The following is a 14,352-nucleotide window of genomic DNA, read 5'->3' as shown; positions in this document are numbered from 1 at the left end:
TAATGACAATGAATCTGAAACACTACGCTGTTGCGGGAATTTTTGCGCTTGGCGCTGCTGTGCCTGCAGTAGTTTCTGCCGGCGACGCGGAAGCTGGTAAGGCCAAGGCGGCCGTCTGCGCTGCGTGTCATGGTCAGAATGGTCTTGCGCAGATCCCGACCTATCCGAACCTGGCGGGCCAGAATGAGCAATATCTGGTATCGGCTCTGAAGGCGTACAAGAACAAGCAGCGCTCCGGCGGCCAGGCGGCCATCATGCAGGGTCAGGCTGCTGCCTTGAGTGATACAGATATCGCAAATCTGGCAGCTTATTACGCCAGCCTGCCGGCAGACGGCGGTAAGTAAACGCGTAAAGGTCAGCGAGGCGGCTCAGGCCGCTCCGCTGACGATACGGTAGCTGGGTTTGTAGGCCGAGGAACCCGGCAGTTTCATCCGATTCTGGGCTACAAACTGTTCAAGCATGGCCTCAAGCGGTTTGATCAGGCTGGGATCACCGGCAATTTCAAATGGCCCCTTCTCCTGAACCTGTCGAATACCACCTTCTTTGACATTCCCGGCCACAATGCCACTGAATGCCTTGCGCAGATTCGCGGCTATCAGGTGCACGGGCTGGTCCCGGTGAAGCTCCAGGGCTCGCATATTGTCGTGATTTGGCTCGAACGGTAGCTGAAACACCGGGTCGATCTTCAGCATCCAGTTGAAGTAGTAGGCATCCTGCATGGCGCGCCGGAAAGTCTCCACCTCCTTCATGCCCTTTTTCATGGTCTGCGCCACGCGCACTGGATCATCAATGATGATCTCGTACTTGCTCGCGGCTTCGTCCCCAAGGGCGTTCCGAATGAACTTGTCGATCATTTCGAAGTATTCCGCATTCTCCTGCTGACCGGTAAACACCACCGGGAAAGGCAGATCAGCATTGTCCGGATGCAGCAGGATGCCCAACAGGTACAGAATCTCCTCGGCGGTGCCGACCCCGCCCGGGAACACAATCACGCCGTGACCACAGCGGACGAAGGCCTCCAGGCGTTTCTCGATGTCCGGCATGATCACCAGTTCATTGACGATGGGGTTGGGGGCTTCCGCGCCAATGATGCCGGGCTCGGTGATGCCAATGTAGCGGCCGTCTTTAACCCGTTGCTTGGCGTGACCGATGGTGGCGCCTTTCATGGGCCCCTTCATGGCGCCCGGGCCACATCCGGTACAGATACTCAGGGCTCTCAACCCTAGTTGATGGCCCACATCCTTGCTGTACTGGTATTCGTCATGCCCGATCGAGTGGCCTCCCCAGCAGACCACCAGATCTGGCTGCCGCCCGGCCTGCAGCACCCGGGCATTGCGGAGGATGTGAAAAACGTAGTTGGTCAGGTCTTCCGGGTCGTCCCGCCGGAAACCGGCGGCAGACTGGGGAATCGAATGGGAGTAGATGATATCCCTCAGGACAGAGAACAGGTGCTCACGGATTGCCCTAAGCATCTGTCCATCAACGAACGCATGCGCAGGCGCATTGATCAGTTCCAGTTTCAGCCCCCGGGGCTGAGGTACCAGGCGGACATCGAAGTCGGCATGAGATTCCATCAATGCCTTGCAGTCGTCGGTTTCCACCCCGGTATTCAGGACCGCCAGGGCGCACTGGCGAAATAGCCGGTACAGGCCCCCTTCGCTGCGGTCCTTGAGGCGGTTGACCTCGTGGTTGGAGAGAATCTCGAGACTGCCCTCGGGTGACACCAGAGCATTGATGGTCGATTCCTGCATTAACGGTGAAACTCCTGAATGTTGCGGAAATGCCCGATTTTGAGGCATCGGGTCAAAAGGGTAGACTAAGGCCTTTCCATACAATACGCCACCCGACAAAATTCCGATTTATGAAACTGCTTATTCGTCCCGCTCCGGAAGTTGCGATCAAGAGTAAACCCGTCCGTCGTCAGCAGATGCGTCACCTGCGGCAGAACATCCGAAAACTGCTGGCACGGCTGGATCCCGAGATTCGGGTGGACGGTAGCTGGGACCGGGTGGATGTGGAAGTGCCTGATGGCCGCGGACTCTCCGGCCCTGTCCTGGAGGCGCTTTTGCGCATACCGGGTATTTCCACGATTCAGGAAATCGGGGCATTTCCGTTTGTCAGCCTTGACGATGTGGCCGATAAAGCCGTTGAAGCGTTTGCTGACCGGTTGAAAGGCAAAACCTTCGCCGTCAGGGCCCGGCGCCATGGCGAGCACAATTTCCGCTCCATCGATCTGGAGCGGACAGTCGGCGGCGCCCTGATGCAGGCATCGGAGGCCAGAGGTGTCGATCTGAAATCGCCGCAGGTTGAAGTGCGAATTGAAGTGCATGACGACCAGTTCCACATCGCCCACCGCAAACATCGCGGATTAGGCGGCTATCCGCTGGGCAGTGTCGAAAATGTCCTGACTCTGATTTCCGGGGGGTACGATTCTTCGGTAGCCGCCTATCTGATGATGCGCCGGGGCCTGCGCAACCATTTCCTGTTTTTCAATCTGGGGGGCGCCGCCCATGAGGTGGGTGTACGCCAGGTGGTGCATTACCTGTGGGACCGCTACGGCGCCTCCCACAGCGCCAAATTTATCTCCGTGCCCTTCGAGGGCGTGGTTGCCGAAATCATGCGTTCGGTTAGTCACCGTCACTGGGGTGTGGTGCTGAAGCGCCAGATGCTGATGGCGGCTGCCGAGATTGCCAAAAAGAACAACGCCTCCGGGGTGGTGACCGGCGACGCGGTAGCCCAGGTGTCGAGTCAGACTCTGAGCAACCTTAACGTGGTGGATCGCGCCAGTGACGAAGTGGTTCTTCGCCCGTTGGTGTCCATGGACAAGGAATCCATTATCCGTATCGCCCGTGAAATTGGCACTGAAGTCTATGCCCGCAACATGCCCGAGTATTGCGGTGTGATCTCCCAGAAGCCGGCTACCAGAGCCAAGCTGCACCGGGTGGAGGAAGACGAGGCCCAGATGGACGCCTCGGTGCTCGCCAGTGCGATTGAGGCCCGTGAGGAAACACCCGTGAACCGGTTGTTGGAGACGACCGTGACACCTGAAGAAGTGGAATTGGTGCAGACGCCATCGGTGGATGATGTGATCATCGACGTGCGCCACCCTTCGGAGGGCGAACAGTCACCGCTCAAGCTCACCAATAACGAGATTCTTCAGATCCCGTTTTACGAGCTGAACCAGCAGTTGCCGGAGTTGCCGGCCAACCGGCAATACCTGCTGTACTGCGATCGGGGTACCATGAGCCGGATGCACGCGGGCCACCTCAAGGCCGAAGGGCACGCGAACGTGAAAGTCTACGTGCCCGCCGCCTGAAGCTTCAGCCCGCCAGGCCTTTGAAGAACTGCTGGACGTTCTCGCTCAGGGCGTCCAGATCGTACCCGCCTTCCTGAACCACCAAGGTTGGTAGCCCCAATTGACGCACGTGGGTGCTGAGCCTGCAGAAGCCTTCGGAAGAGACTGATACCTTGGCCTGTGGATCGTTCTTGTAGATATCGAAACCGAGGGCGAGGATCAGGGCGTCCGGCTGGTAAAGCTTTATGGCCGCCAGGGCGTCGTCCAGTTTTGCAAAGAAATCGTCTTCCGTTGAACCGTGAGGTATCGGCATGTTGATGTTGTAGCCAAAGCCTTCCCCTTCGCCACGCTCGTTCTCGAAGCCGGTGACCACCGGGTAGAAGTTGGTGGGATCGCCATGGATTGAGATGTAGAGCACGTCGCTGCGGTCGTAGAAGATCTCCTGAATGCCCTGGCCATGGTGCATGTCGGTATCCAGGATCACGATCCGGGGGAACCGGGTTTTCATGTGCTCGGCGGCGATCGCGGCATTGTTCAGGTAGCAGAACCCGCCGGCCGCATCCCGGCGGGCATGGTGGCCCGGCGGGCGGCACACAGCGTAGGAGGTGCGATCGCCAGCTATCAGCGCATCGGCAGCACCGAGCGCGCTCTGGGCCGACCAGTAGGCCGCGTGCCAGGTGTTCTCGCCGATCGGGCAACTGCCGTCGGCCTGGTAGCGGGCTGCTTCGGCCAGGATGCCTGTCAGGTGGTTGGGGGAACGGACAAAGATATTGGAGATGACTTCATCACCCCAGTCATCCATCTGTTTCCAGCGCCGATGGGCGGATTCCAGAAAACGCAGGTAACCCAGATCGTGAACCTTCGAGATGGGCCCCGCACCCTGGTCCGCTGGCTGCAGCACGGAAATGCCCATTTCCTTCAGTCCGCCCAACATTTCACCGGTACGAGCAGGGATCTCCTGGGGCTGGCGCATCTGTCCACGGGTAAAGTACGTCTGTGGAATATGCTCATCCTGTGCGTGATGGAAAAATGCCTTCATTGTCCGGTCTCCTGAGTGTCTGATTCCCCGAGTATAGGCACACTCAGGGGATGATCAAAAGCCTGCCCTTGACTTTACAGGTCGGGATACAACATCCACTATGGAAGACATAAAACACTGACGCAACCAGATTACCTATACTGCGCTCCACACGGGGGCGGAGCCAATCACAGAAGAGGAGCCGAGATGATCGAGTCACCCCTGCTGGAAAAGCTGACCGGCTATATCGGTGGTCGCTGGACTGACAATGAGCATGGCAACACCTTCGATGTTTATAACCCGGCAACGGGCAAGGTGATCGCCCAGGTCGCATCCATGTCGGAAGAGGAAGTGAACGCTGCCATCGCATCCGGCAAGTCGGCGCTTCGGCTTACAAGTCCTTACAGCATCGAGACCCGCCGCAAGTGGCTGGAAGACATACGGGACGCGCTCAAGGCCAACAAGGAAGAAGTCGGTCGGATTTTGTGCATGGAACATGGCAAACCGCTGCAAGAGGCCCAGGGCGAGGTAGATTATGCCGCCGGGTTCTTCGATTACTGCTCCAAGCACATCCAGGCCCTGGACGCGCACACCATTCCCGAGAAACCGAAAGACTGCACCTGGACGGTTCACTACCGGCCCATCGGTGTCGCCGGCCTGATCACGCCCTGGAACTTCCCCATTGGCATGATTGCCAAAAAGCTGTCGGCGGCTCTGGCCGCGGGCTGTCCGTCCGTGATCAAGCCCGCCAGTGAAACCCCGCTGACCATGATTGCCCTGTTCAGCCTGATGGACAAGCACACGGACATGCCCGACGGCATGGTGAACCTGGTGATGGGCAAGGCCAGTGTGATCGGGAAGGTACTCTGCGAAAGCCCGGATGTACCCATGCTCAGCTTTACGGGCTCCACAGAAGTGGGCCGCAAGCTGATCGTCGACACCGCCGAGCAGGTCAAGAAACTGGCCCTGGAACTGGGCGGCAACGCGCCGTTCATCGTCTTCGACGACGCCGATCTGGACGCCGCGGCGGACAACCTCATCGCCAACAAGTTCCGTGGTGGTGGCCAGACCTGTGTCTGTGCCAACCGGATCTTCGTGCATGAGAAAGTGGCCGATGCCTTTGGTGAAAAGCTTGCCGAGCGGGTCAACAAAATGACCGTCGGTGACGGCATCAATGGCGACGTGGATATTGGCCCGCTGATCAACCAGGCTGGCTACGACAAGGTCAAACGCCACGTGCAGGACGCCCTTGAGAAAGGCGCGACCCTGGTCGCCGGCAAGAAGCCGGAGGAGCTGGGCAACGATCTGTTCTTCCCGCCCACGGTGGTACACGGTGTAAACCGCGATATGTGCTGCTACCAGGAGGAAACCTTCGGCCCGCTGGTGCCCATGGCGCTGTTCCGCACCGAAGAGGAAGTGATCGAAGCCGGCAACGACACCGAGTTCGGCCTGGCCTCGTACGTGTTCACCAACGACGCCGAGCGAGCCCAGCGCGTGGCTGCCGGCCTTCGCTTCGGCCATTGTGGCTGGAACACCGGCACCGGCCCGACGCCGGAAGCGCCGTTTGGTGGCATGAAGGCCTCTGGTATAGGCCGTGAAGGTGGTCTGGAAGGTCTGTTCGAGTTTGTGGAAGCTCAGACGGTGCCGAGAGGTTTTTAAGAGAGAAGCCATCTCCAAAGCGAGATAAGCGCGGGGGCGGGGCTCTGTTCAGGACTGTCTGTGGCCAGGGATGGCCACAGCCAAGCGCACATGGATGTGCTCGTAGCGTGTCCTGAACAGAGCCCCGCCCTCGTGCTATTCCCCTCAAGAAAAGGGCTAACCCAAGCCCAAAAGAAATCCCGCATTTCTCCTGTTATACTCTCAGACCTGTTTATTTAACCAGTAGCGAACCGATTCTTTATGGACGTCTCCCACATCATCGATCCTTTGAACGATGCCCAGCGTGAAGCTGTTACCGCACAGAACGATCACCTTCTGGTTCTGGCCGGTGCCGGTAGTGGCAAAACCCGTGTTCTGGTGCACCGGATCGCCTGGTTGATGACTGTGGATCGGGTTCCGCCCACTGGCATCCTGGCGGTGACCTTCACCAACAAGGCCGCCAAGGAAATGCGTTATCGCATCGAGCAGATGATGCAGATTCCGGCCCGTGGACTCTGGTTCGGCACGTTTCATGGCATCGCTCACCGCCTACTGCGTTCGCACTGGAAAGACGCCGGACTGCCCGAGAACTTCCAGGTGCTGGACAGCGACGACCAGCTGCGGCTGATCAAACGGGTGATGCGCGAAAACCAGATCGACGAGAGCAAGTGGCCGCCGAAGCAGGCCCAGTGGTTTATCAACAGCCAGAAGGACGAGGGGCTGCGGGCGGATCATATCCAGGAGAATCCGGGCGATCAGTTTCTGTCGATCATGCTGAAGATTTACCGCCAGTACGAGAAGCTCTGCCAGCAGGGTGGTCTGGTGGATTTTGGCGAGTTGCTTCTGCGCTCCCACGAGCTCTGGCTGCACCGGCCAGAGCTGCTGGCCCACTACCAGGGCCGGTTCCAGCACATTCTGGTTGACGAGTTCCAGGACACCAACACCATTCAATACGCCTGGCTGCAGGTGCTGGCCAGCAACCGGGTGCCGCTGACGGTGGTGGGTGACGACGATCAGTCCATCTACGGCTGGCGAGGCGCCAAGATCGAGAACATCCAGCAATACCAGCGGGATTTTCCCAATTCTCGGCTGGTGCGCCTGGAGCAAAACTATCGTTCCACCCAGATGATTCTGAAGGCGGCCAACGCTGTGATCGCCAATAACCAGGGTCGGCTTGGCAAAGAGCTCTGGACCGACGGCCCGGAAGGCGAGCCGATCAGTCTGTACGCGGCGTTCAACGAACAGGATGAAGCGAACTACATCGCCGACAGCATTTCCGCCTGGGTTCAGGACGGCAATCTTCGCAGTGAGTGCGCGATTCTATACCGCTCCAATGCCCAGTCCCGTGTGCTGGAAGAGGCGCTGATGCGCCAGGGGATTCCCTATCGGGTCTACGGCGGCCTGCGCTTCTATGATCGCCAGGAAATACGCAACGCCCTGGCGTACCTGCGGCTGGTTCAGTATCGCCGCGACGATGCGGCGTTTGAGCGGGTGGTGAACGTGCCGCCCCGTGGCATTGGCGCCAAGAGCCTGGCGGAGCTGCGGGAATACGCCACCGAGCAGAGCATCTCGTTGTGGGAATCCGCCGAGCGCCTGCTGGAAGCCGGGCAGGTGAAAGGCCGCGCCAAAACCGGGCTGCAGTCGTTTATTGCGATTATCGAAAAACTGTCCGGCATGGTGGGGGATGCAACCCTGCACGGGTTGATGAAGCAGACCATTGAGGACAGCGGGCTGAAGGACTATCACGCCAGCGAAAAGGGCGAGAAAGGTCAGGCGCGGGTGGAGAACCTGGAGGAACTGGTCAACGCCCTGTCTGACTATGAAGTGGAAGACGGCGTGGACCCGCTGGCGGAATTTATTGCCCAGGCCGCGCTGGACGCCGGCGAATCCCAGGCCGAAGCCCATGAGGACAGCGTGCAGCTGATGACCCTGCATTCTGCCAAAGGGCTGGAGTTTCCGATGGTGTTCCTGGCCGGTGTGGAGGAAGGTTTGTTCCCTCACGGCATGTCCCTGGAAGAGCCGGGTCGCATGGAAGAGGAACGTCGTCTGGCCTACGTGGGTATTACCCGGGCCATGAAAAAGCTGGTGCTTACTTACGCCGAATCCCGCCGGTTGTACGGGCAGGAGAAGTTTAACGCTCTGTCCCGGTTTGTGCGGGAAATTCCGGGCGATTGTCTGCAGGAAGTGCGGCTACGCAATACCGTGACTCGACCGGCGATGGTTGAGCGCCCTAATGAGAGTCTTTTCGCTCAGGATTCGGCGCAGCAATCCGGCTTCAGCCTCGGGCAGCGGGTTCGTCATCCGAAGTTTGGTGAGGGGATTGTGATGAACTCTGAGGGTACCGGGCACCATACGCGGGTGCAGGTGAACTTTGATGAGGGCGCGAAGTGGCTGGTTTTGGCTTATGCGCCTTTGGAGGCCTGCTAGATTCCGCGCGATTATGGCGTGGCTTGAGTTTTTGGAGTTATGCCCAGGAACGGGTAGCGCTCTCCAAAACACGCTCCTTGCGGCACATCCCTGTGACGCTTGGGCTCCGCCATCCATGGCTCCGCACAGTTTTGGAGAGCGCTACCCGTCCCTGTGCGTCTGAAAATTCCTGACGTTCCGCGCGCCTTTCTCGCGCTACCGGTCTTACATCAGAACCGCATAGATCACACCTGCCAGAACAATCCGGTAGATGACATACGGCCACATCCCCACCTTGTTCAGCCACTTCAGGAAGAAGTGGATCGCGGTGATGGCCATCAGGAACGAAGTTACCCCGCCAATCAGGAAGCCACCCCAGTCGACGATCACGTCCGAGGTTGCCACTTCCAGCAGTTTCACGGCTGATGCCAGCACGATAATGGGAATTGCCAGCAGAAACGAGAACCGTGAGGCGGTTTCCCGGGTCATGCCGAGGAACAGGCCGGCGGTGATGGTAACGCCGGAACGGGAGGTGCCCGGGACCAATGCCATGGCCTGGGCGATGCCGACGAGGACGGCGTCTTTCCAGTTGAGCTTGTCCAGGGTGCGCTGGCGTTTTGGCAGCCAGTCGGCAACGCCCAGTAGCAGGCCGAAGAACAGGGTGGTGAAGAAGATGACTTCCACCGCCCGCAATTCGTTGTCGATCATGTCCAGCAAGGCCAGGCCGGCCAGGCCTGCCGGGATGGTGCCGATCACCAGGTACCAGGCCAGGGCACCCTGGCCGACGATTTTGCGCTGGCCAATCGAGATCAGTCCGTCCCGGGCGATGCCAAAGACGTCCCGCCGGAAATAGAGCACAACCGCCAGCAAGGTCCCGACGTGCACGGACAGATCAAAACCTACGCCCTGATCGGTCCAGCCGAACAATGCAGGGGTCAGGATCAGGTGGGCGGAGCTGGAGATCGGCAGGAATTCGGTCAGTCCCTGGAGAAGGCCAAGGAATAGGGCCTGGAAAACGTCCATTGCGTGGATTCCGTCAGGTTCGGTGCGTCAGAAATGTGGGCGGGATATTAGCAGGGTGGGCGTGAGCTGAACAGGTAGCGGGTAAGGTCAGCACCGTGACTGAAACCCCGGTGCTGACCACCGGGATTCAGGCGGGAAACCGGTCCCGGGTGCGATTGGCTATTTTTACCAGCATCAGCATGAGCGGTACTTCCACGAGCACGCCAACCAAAGTAGCCAGCGCGGCTCCGGATTGCAGGCCGAACAGGGCGATGGCCGCGGCCACGGCCAGTTCGAAGAAGTTGCTGGCACCAATCATGGCGCCCGGCGCTGCGATGCAGTGGCGTACTTTCCAGAGCCTTGCCCAGCCATAGGCCAGGAAGAAAATCAGGAAGGTCTGAACAATCAGTGGCACGGCAATCAGCGCAATGTGCAGGGGGTTGTTCAGGATTACTTCGCCCTGGAAGGCAAACAGCAGCACCAGGGTGACGATCAGCGCCGCCGGAGTGACCGGGCTGAGCCGCTTCATAAACACATCGTCGTACCACTGCTGACCGTGGCGAGAGATCAGGGCGCGGCGGGTCAAGTAGCCGGCCGTCAGCGGAATCACGATGTACAGGACGACGGACAGCAGCACGGTATCCCAAGGTACCTGGATGTCGGAAATGCCCAGCAGGAACACAACAATCGGGGCGAAAGCGAACAGCATGATGATGTCGTTCAGGGATACCTGCACCAGGGTATAGGCGGCATCGCCTTTGGTCAGGTAACTCCACACGAACACCATGGCGGTGCAGGGCGCCGCACCCAACAGGATCGCTCCGGCCAGGTACTCGCTGGCCAGTCCCGGCGCGATCCATGGTTCGAACACCACCATCAGAAAGAACCAGGCAATGGCAAACATGGTGAAGGGCTTGATCAGCCAGTTCACTATGGTAGTGATCGCCAGGCCCTTCGGTTCTTTGCGTACCCCGACCACCGCACTGAAATCAATCTGCGCCATCATCGGGAAAATCATCGCCCAGATCAGAATGGCGATGGGGATGGAGACCTGCGCGTATTCGAAACGGGACAGGGTTTCCGGCACCACCGGTGCGATCTGGCCCAGAGCTACACCGGCGATGATGGCCAGGGCCACCCACACCGACAGGTACCTGCCGAACAGGTCCATGCCTTCGCCGGAGCCTTCCTTCTGGGCTATGTCTGGGTTGGTCGTCATGTTGCCCGGATTCCTTTACTCGTGAAGATGCGGTGACTATTATGCACAAATATAGATATGCGTGAAAACGAATATATGGGATTTCAGATATGAAACGCCGTGTTTTATTTGTCTGTACCGCCAACAGTGCCCGTTCCCTGATGGCAGAAGCCTTGCTTAGGGATATGGCTGGAGACCGGTTCGAAGTGGCCAGCGCCGGTACCGAGCCTACCAGTCCTCACCCGACGGCACTGCAGGTGCTGGAAGAAGCCGGAATATCGACTGAAGGTCTGCAGAGCAAGCAGTTGGCCGAAGTGCAGGGGCAATACTGGGATTATGTGATCACCCTGTGCGAGAAAGCCTCGAACGAGTGCGGTACGGTCTGCCAGCCCGCTCAGCAGATTGCCTGGGATTTTGCCGATCCGGTGCCGGCAAACCGCCATTCCACTTTTGCCCTTACTCTCAAGGAAATCAGGGAGCGCATTGCGCTGTTCGCGCTGGTCCACCAGAAAGAAACCGGAGCGAAACCCGCCAGCTATGAGCCGGTCGCGGTGTTCAAGGCTCTGGCCGATGATTTCCGCCTGGCAGCCCTTCTGCTAATTCGAAGCCAAGAGCAACTCTGCGTCTGCGAGCTTACTGAAGCCTTTGAAGCGCCTCAGCCGAAAGTAAGCCGGCATCTGGCCACGTTGCGGGATGTCGGCCTGCTGGCCACGGAGCGTCGGGGCCAGTGGATCTACTATTCCCTGAACCCGGGCATTCCTCAGTGGCTGGCACGGGTGCTGGATGAAACCGCCAGCCATAACAACCGATTGATAGAGAACCCGCTGGCACGATTGCAGGCCATGGCAGACCGCCCGTCTGTCCAATGCCTGTAATCCTCGCGCGGTTTAATGTTTGAACAGTTTCATCAGGAGCACACCATGAGCAAGATCAAAGTAGGCATTAATGGATTCGGCCGAATCGGTCGTCTGGCCTTGCGGGCCGCCTGGGGCTGGCCAGATATGGAGTTTGTGGCCATCAACGACCCGGGCGCCGATGCCGCCACGCTGGCCCACCTGCTTAACTTTGACAGCATCCATGGTCGCTGGAGTCAGGAAGCCATTGCCGACGGAACTGAGATTGAAATCGACGGGAAGCGCATCCGCGTGACTCACAACAAAACCATCGGTGAAACCGACTGGTCCGGCTGCGATCTGGTGATCGAGGCCAGCGGTGTAAATCGGAAGGTCAACGTGCTGCAGGCCTATCTGGATCAGGGCGTGAAGCGGGTGTTGGTGACCGCACCGGTGAAAGAGTCGGGTGCCAAAAACATTGTTGTAGGCGTGAACGATGATATTTTCGACCCGGCCAACGACCGCATTGTCACCGCCGCCTCCTGTACCACCAACTGTCTGGCGCCGGTGGTCAAGGTGATTCACGAGAAGCTGGGCATCAAGCACGGCTCCATCACCACCATTCACAGCCTGACCAACACCCAGACCATTATTGATGCGCCCCACAAGGATTTGCGTCGGGCCAGGGCCTGCGGCAGCTCACTGATCCCCACCAGCACCGGCTCGGCAACGGCGATTATCGAGATCTTCCCGGAATTGAAAGGCCGTCTGGACGGCCATGCGGTGCGAATTCCGCTTACTAACGCGTCACTGACCGATTGTGTCTTTGAAGTGGAGAAGGCCACGGATCGTGAAACTGTAAACGAACTGCTCAAAGAAGCGGCCGAAGCCGAGCTGAAAGGCATCCTGGGCTATGAAGAGCGCCCGCTGGTCTCAATTGACTACAAGACCGACCCGCGTTCGTCCATCGTCGATGCGCTTTCCACCATGGTGGTCAACGGCACCCAGGTGAAAATCTACGCCTGGTACGACAACGAATGGGGCTATGCCAACCGCACCGCAGAACTGGCGCGCAGGGTGGGTCTGGCCTGATATGACGGCGGCTATACGACAGTATCTGGTCATTACAGGTAACTACTGGGCCTTCACGCTTACTGATGGTGCCCTACGGATGCTGGTGGTACTGCATTTCCACCAGCTGGGTAACTCGCCCCTGGAAATCGCCCTGCTGTTCATCTTCTACGAGTTCTTCGGGGTGGTGACCAACCTGGTGGGCGGTTACCTGGGCGCCCGCATGGGGCTGAACCGCACCATGAACATCGGGCTGTTCCTGCAGATTGTGGCGCTGGCCATGCTGGCCGTACCGGCGGCCATGCTCACGGTTCCCTGGGTGATGGCAGCACAGGCGCTGTCTGGTATTGCCAAGGATCTGAACAAGATGTCTGCCAAAAGCGGCATCAAGTTATTGGTGCCGGATGAGCAGCAGGGCACGCTGTACAAGTGGGTGGCGATTCTCACCGGTTCGAAGAACACTCTGAAAGGCGTTGGCTTCTTCCTTGGTGGTGTGCTGTTGATGGCTGCCGGCTTCACAGGCGCCGTGATCATCATGGTCGTGGCTTTGGGACTGGTCTGGCTGGCCAGCCTGTTTCTGTTGGGGCAGGATCTGGGCAAGAGCAAGGCCAAGCCTAAATTCCGCGAGATCCTCTCCAAAAGCCGGGCTATCAATGTGCTCTCGGCGGCGCGGATGTTTCTGTTCGGTGCCCGGGATGTCTGGTTTGTGGTGGCTTTGCCGGTCTACCTGCACACGGTCTTTGGCTGGGATTTCTGGAAAGTGGGCGGCTTTATGGCCACCTGGATCATCGGCTATGGCTTTATCCAGACTATGGCGCCACGCATCACCGGCGACATGGAAGGCAAACAGCCTGCGGTAATCTGGGCGGCGGCCCTGGCGCTGGTTCCGGCAGGAATTGCCATTGGCCTGACGGCAGGCTGGTCACCCCAGTTCGTGGTCGTTGGCGGTCTGCTTTTGTTTGGCGTGCTGTTTGCCGTCAACTCGTCGCTGCACAGCTATCTCATCGTCAGCTATGCCCGTGGGGATGGCGTGTCGCTGGACGTTGGTTTCTATTACATGTCGAACGCGGCCGGGCGTTTGCTCGGCACCATTCTGTCGGGGTGGGTCTATCAGGCCTACGGATTGGAGGCCTGCCTGTGGATATCGTCCGGACTGGTGGCCACCGCTGCGCTGCTGTCGCTGATGTTGCCCGAGCGTCGGCCAGTAACAGCCTGACCGGGCCTCAGAACCGAATGGCCAGCCCGGCTGCGGCTTCTACCTGCAGGTAGCCGCTGCTGTCGAACCGGAGTTCGCATCCCCCTGAGCAGAAGGCCGAACCCCCCGAATTCAGGGCGGTGTAAACACCTCGCAGATCCAGCCTCAGGCGCAGTTGTTCAGTCAGGAAAAACTGGTAGCCGCCGCCAATGGACAGGGCGGCCCGGTGGTGGGTTTCATATCTCGAATCGTCCGGTTCCAGACGAGTAACCCCGAAAACACCCGAGACAAAGCCGCCGTGATTCTGGCCGCCAGGGAAATACAGTCCGCCAAACTGGAGTTGGTAGATGGTCAGATCGATGGATTCCACACCCGGAGCGAACAGGCCATTGTCCAGTCTGGCCGAAGTGGTCTGCCGCCCGAAATACAGTTCTCCCTGCTTGCCGGGATCCGGCAGATCGAAATTGAACACCAGCCCCTGGCTGAGGGTATCCCGGAAGTCGATCTGGTCTGAGGTGCTGGCCCCGGCGGTCCTGATATCCACCGAACTGCTCATCCGATATCCTGCAAAGGGCGCCAGGCTGACTTCCGCTGCGACCGGAGCGGCGATCAGTGCAGATGCCAGTGTGAACGTGACAAGAGATCGAAGCTTCATACCTACCTGGCCTGAGCGAATGTCGACTGGTTGTTGGCGGA

The 14,352-nt window shown here is 59.0% G+C and carries 12 protein-coding genes; 7 read left to right on the top strand and 5 right to left on the bottom strand.

The genetic code is table 11. The annotated features are described in order from the left end of the window. Nucleotides 1-8: 8 nt before the first annotated feature. Entirely contained in the window at nucleotides 9-344 is a 336-nt protein-coding gene (locus NUW46_RS18335) for a c-type cytochrome (RefSeq protein ID WP_153634420.1), read from the top strand. Between the two features lie 24 nt (nucleotides 345-368). Here NUW46_RS18335 and ppnN read toward each other — a convergent pair whose 3' ends face one another. Then, nucleotides 369-1,751 carry a nucleotide 5'-monophosphate nucleosidase PpnN gene (ppnN, locus tag NUW46_RS18330; RefSeq protein ID WP_418140884.1) on the bottom strand — a complete coding sequence of 461 codons (1,383 nt, stop codon included), beginning with the start codon at nucleotides 1,749-1,751 and terminating at the stop codon, nucleotides 369-371. A gap of 110 nt (nucleotides 1,752-1,861) precedes the next feature. Here ppnN and thiI point away from each other — a divergent pair, with 110 nt between their 5' ends. Next, nucleotides 1,862-3,316: a tRNA uracil 4-sulfurtransferase ThiI gene (thiI, locus tag NUW46_RS18325; RefSeq protein WP_412536664.1), complete on the top strand. Its 1,455-nt coding sequence runs from the start codon at nucleotides 1,862-1,864 to the stop codon at nucleotides 3,314-3,316. 4 nt (nucleotides 3,317-3,320) lie between these two features. On the opposite strand, the gene NUW46_RS18320 is transcribed toward thiI, so the two are convergent. Further along, complete coding sequence (locus tag NUW46_RS18320) at nucleotides 3,321-4,334, bottom strand: histone deacetylase family protein (RefSeq protein ID WP_418140883.1); 1,014 nt, start codon at nucleotides 4,332-4,334, stop codon at nucleotides 3,321-3,323. Nucleotides 4,335-4,520: 186 nt separating this feature from the next. Here NUW46_RS18320 and NUW46_RS18315 point away from each other — a divergent pair, with 186 nt between their 5' ends. Together NUW46_RS18315 and uvrD are read left to right on the top strand one after the other, a co-directional pair. Further along, nucleotides 4,521-5,972, top strand: coding sequence for an NAD-dependent succinate-semialdehyde dehydrogenase (locus NUW46_RS18315; protein WP_069182198.1), 1,452 nt, complete (start codon nucleotides 4,521-4,523; stop codon nucleotides 5,970-5,972). Nucleotides 5,973-6,212: 240 nt separating this feature from the next. Beyond that, the gene (gene uvrD / locus NUW46_RS18310) at nucleotides 6,213-8,378 is read left to right on the top strand and encodes a DNA helicase II (RefSeq protein ID WP_069182197.1); all 2,166 of its coding nucleotides are present in this window, start codon (nucleotides 6,213-6,215) and stop codon (nucleotides 8,376-8,378) included. 204 nt (nucleotides 8,379-8,582) lie between these two features. On the opposite strand, the gene NUW46_RS18305 is transcribed toward uvrD, so the two are convergent. Both NUW46_RS18305 and arsB read right to left on the bottom strand, forming a co-directional pair. Continuing rightward, nucleotides 8,583-9,380, bottom strand: coding sequence for an undecaprenyl-diphosphate phosphatase (locus tag NUW46_RS18305; RefSeq protein ID WP_418140882.1), 798 nt, complete (start codon nucleotides 9,378-9,380; stop codon nucleotides 8,583-8,585). Between the two features lie 127 nt (nucleotides 9,381-9,507). Then, nucleotides 9,508-10,578, bottom strand: a complete 1,071-nt coding sequence (arsB, locus tag NUW46_RS18300; protein ID WP_418140881.1) for an ACR3 family arsenite efflux transporter — start codon at nucleotides 10,576-10,578, stop codon at nucleotides 9,508-9,510. Nucleotides 10,579-10,667: 89 nt separating this feature from the next. Between arsB and NUW46_RS18295 the strand changes: the two genes are divergently transcribed. From NUW46_RS18295 to arsJ, 3 genes are read left to right on the top strand one after another with little or no spacing between them, the layout of a single operon-like run. Then, on the top strand, nucleotides 10,668-11,432 hold the full coding sequence (locus NUW46_RS18295) for a metalloregulator ArsR/SmtB family transcription factor (protein WP_291904531.1): 765 nt from the start codon (nucleotides 10,668-10,670) through the stop codon (nucleotides 11,430-11,432). A gap of 45 nt (nucleotides 11,433-11,477) precedes the next feature. Next, nucleotides 11,478-12,482 (top strand): ArsJ-associated glyceraldehyde-3-phosphate dehydrogenase, encoded by a 1,005-nt coding sequence (locus NUW46_RS18290; protein ID WP_418140880.1) that lies wholly within the window; start codon nucleotides 11,478-11,480, stop codon nucleotides 12,480-12,482. A gap of 1 nt (nucleotide 12,483) precedes the next feature. Beyond that, a complete protein-coding gene (arsJ, locus tag NUW46_RS18285) occupies nucleotides 12,484-13,677 on the top strand; it encodes an organoarsenical effux MFS transporter ArsJ (protein WP_418142061.1) in 1,194 nt (397 codons plus the stop codon). Between the two features lie 7 nt (nucleotides 13,678-13,684). Here arsJ and NUW46_RS18280 read toward each other — a convergent pair whose 3' ends face one another. Next, nucleotides 13,685-14,311 carry a hypothetical protein gene (locus tag NUW46_RS18280; RefSeq protein ID WP_305966382.1) on the bottom strand — a complete coding sequence of 209 codons (627 nt, stop codon included), beginning with the start codon at nucleotides 14,309-14,311 and terminating at the stop codon, nucleotides 13,685-13,687. Nucleotides 14,312-14,352: the final 41 nt, after the last annotated feature.

Origin of the sequence: Marinobacter sp. MA (assembly GCF_048298425.1) — a bacterium.
Taxonomy (GTDB): Bacteria; Pseudomonadota; Gammaproteobacteria; order Pseudomonadales; family Oleiphilaceae; genus Marinobacter; species Marinobacter salsuginis.
Note: the sequence above shows the minus strand (reverse complement) of the source record. Positions and strands in the feature narration are given on the sequence as shown.

What these genes read in the sequence shown, in the direction of transcription:
- NUW46_RS18335 (WP_153634420.1), top strand. Translation starts at nt 9, where the DNA reads ATGAATCTGAAACACTACGCTGTTGCGGGAATTTTTGCGCTTGGCGCT.
- ppnN (WP_418140884.1), bottom strand. Translation starts at nt 1,751, where the DNA reads ATGCAGGAATCGACCATCAATGCTCTGGTGTCACCCGAGGGCAGTCTC.
- thiI (WP_412536664.1), top strand. Translation starts at nt 1,862, where the DNA reads ATGAAACTGCTTATTCGTCCCGCTCCGGAAGTTGCGATCAAGAGTAAA.
- NUW46_RS18320 (WP_418140883.1), bottom strand. Translation starts at nt 4,334, where the DNA reads ATGAAGGCATTTTTCCATCACGCACAGGATGAGCATATTCCACAGACG.
- NUW46_RS18315 (WP_069182198.1), top strand. Translation starts at nt 4,521, where the DNA reads ATGATCGAGTCACCCCTGCTGGAAAAGCTGACCGGCTATATCGGTGGT.
- uvrD (WP_069182197.1), top strand. Translation starts at nt 6,213, where the DNA reads ATGGACGTCTCCCACATCATCGATCCTTTGAACGATGCCCAGCGTGAA.
- NUW46_RS18305 (WP_418140882.1), bottom strand. Translation starts at nt 9,380, where the DNA reads ATGGACGTTTTCCAGGCCCTATTCCTTGGCCTTCTCCAGGGACTGACC.
- arsB (WP_418140881.1), bottom strand. Translation starts at nt 10,578, where the DNA reads ATGACGACCAACCCAGACATAGCCCAGAAGGAAGGCTCCGGCGAAGGC.
- NUW46_RS18295 (WP_291904531.1), top strand. Translation starts at nt 10,668, where the DNA reads ATGAAACGCCGTGTTTTATTTGTCTGTACCGCCAACAGTGCCCGTTCC.
- NUW46_RS18290 (WP_418140880.1), top strand. Translation starts at nt 11,478, where the DNA reads ATGAGCAAGATCAAAGTAGGCATTAATGGATTCGGCCGAATCGGTCGT.
- arsJ (WP_418142061.1), top strand. Translation starts at nt 12,484, where the DNA reads ATGACGGCGGCTATACGACAGTATCTGGTCATTACAGGTAACTACTGG.
- NUW46_RS18280 (WP_305966382.1), bottom strand. Translation starts at nt 14,311, where the DNA reads ATGAAGCTTCGATCTCTTGTCACGTTCACACTGGCATCTGCACTGATC.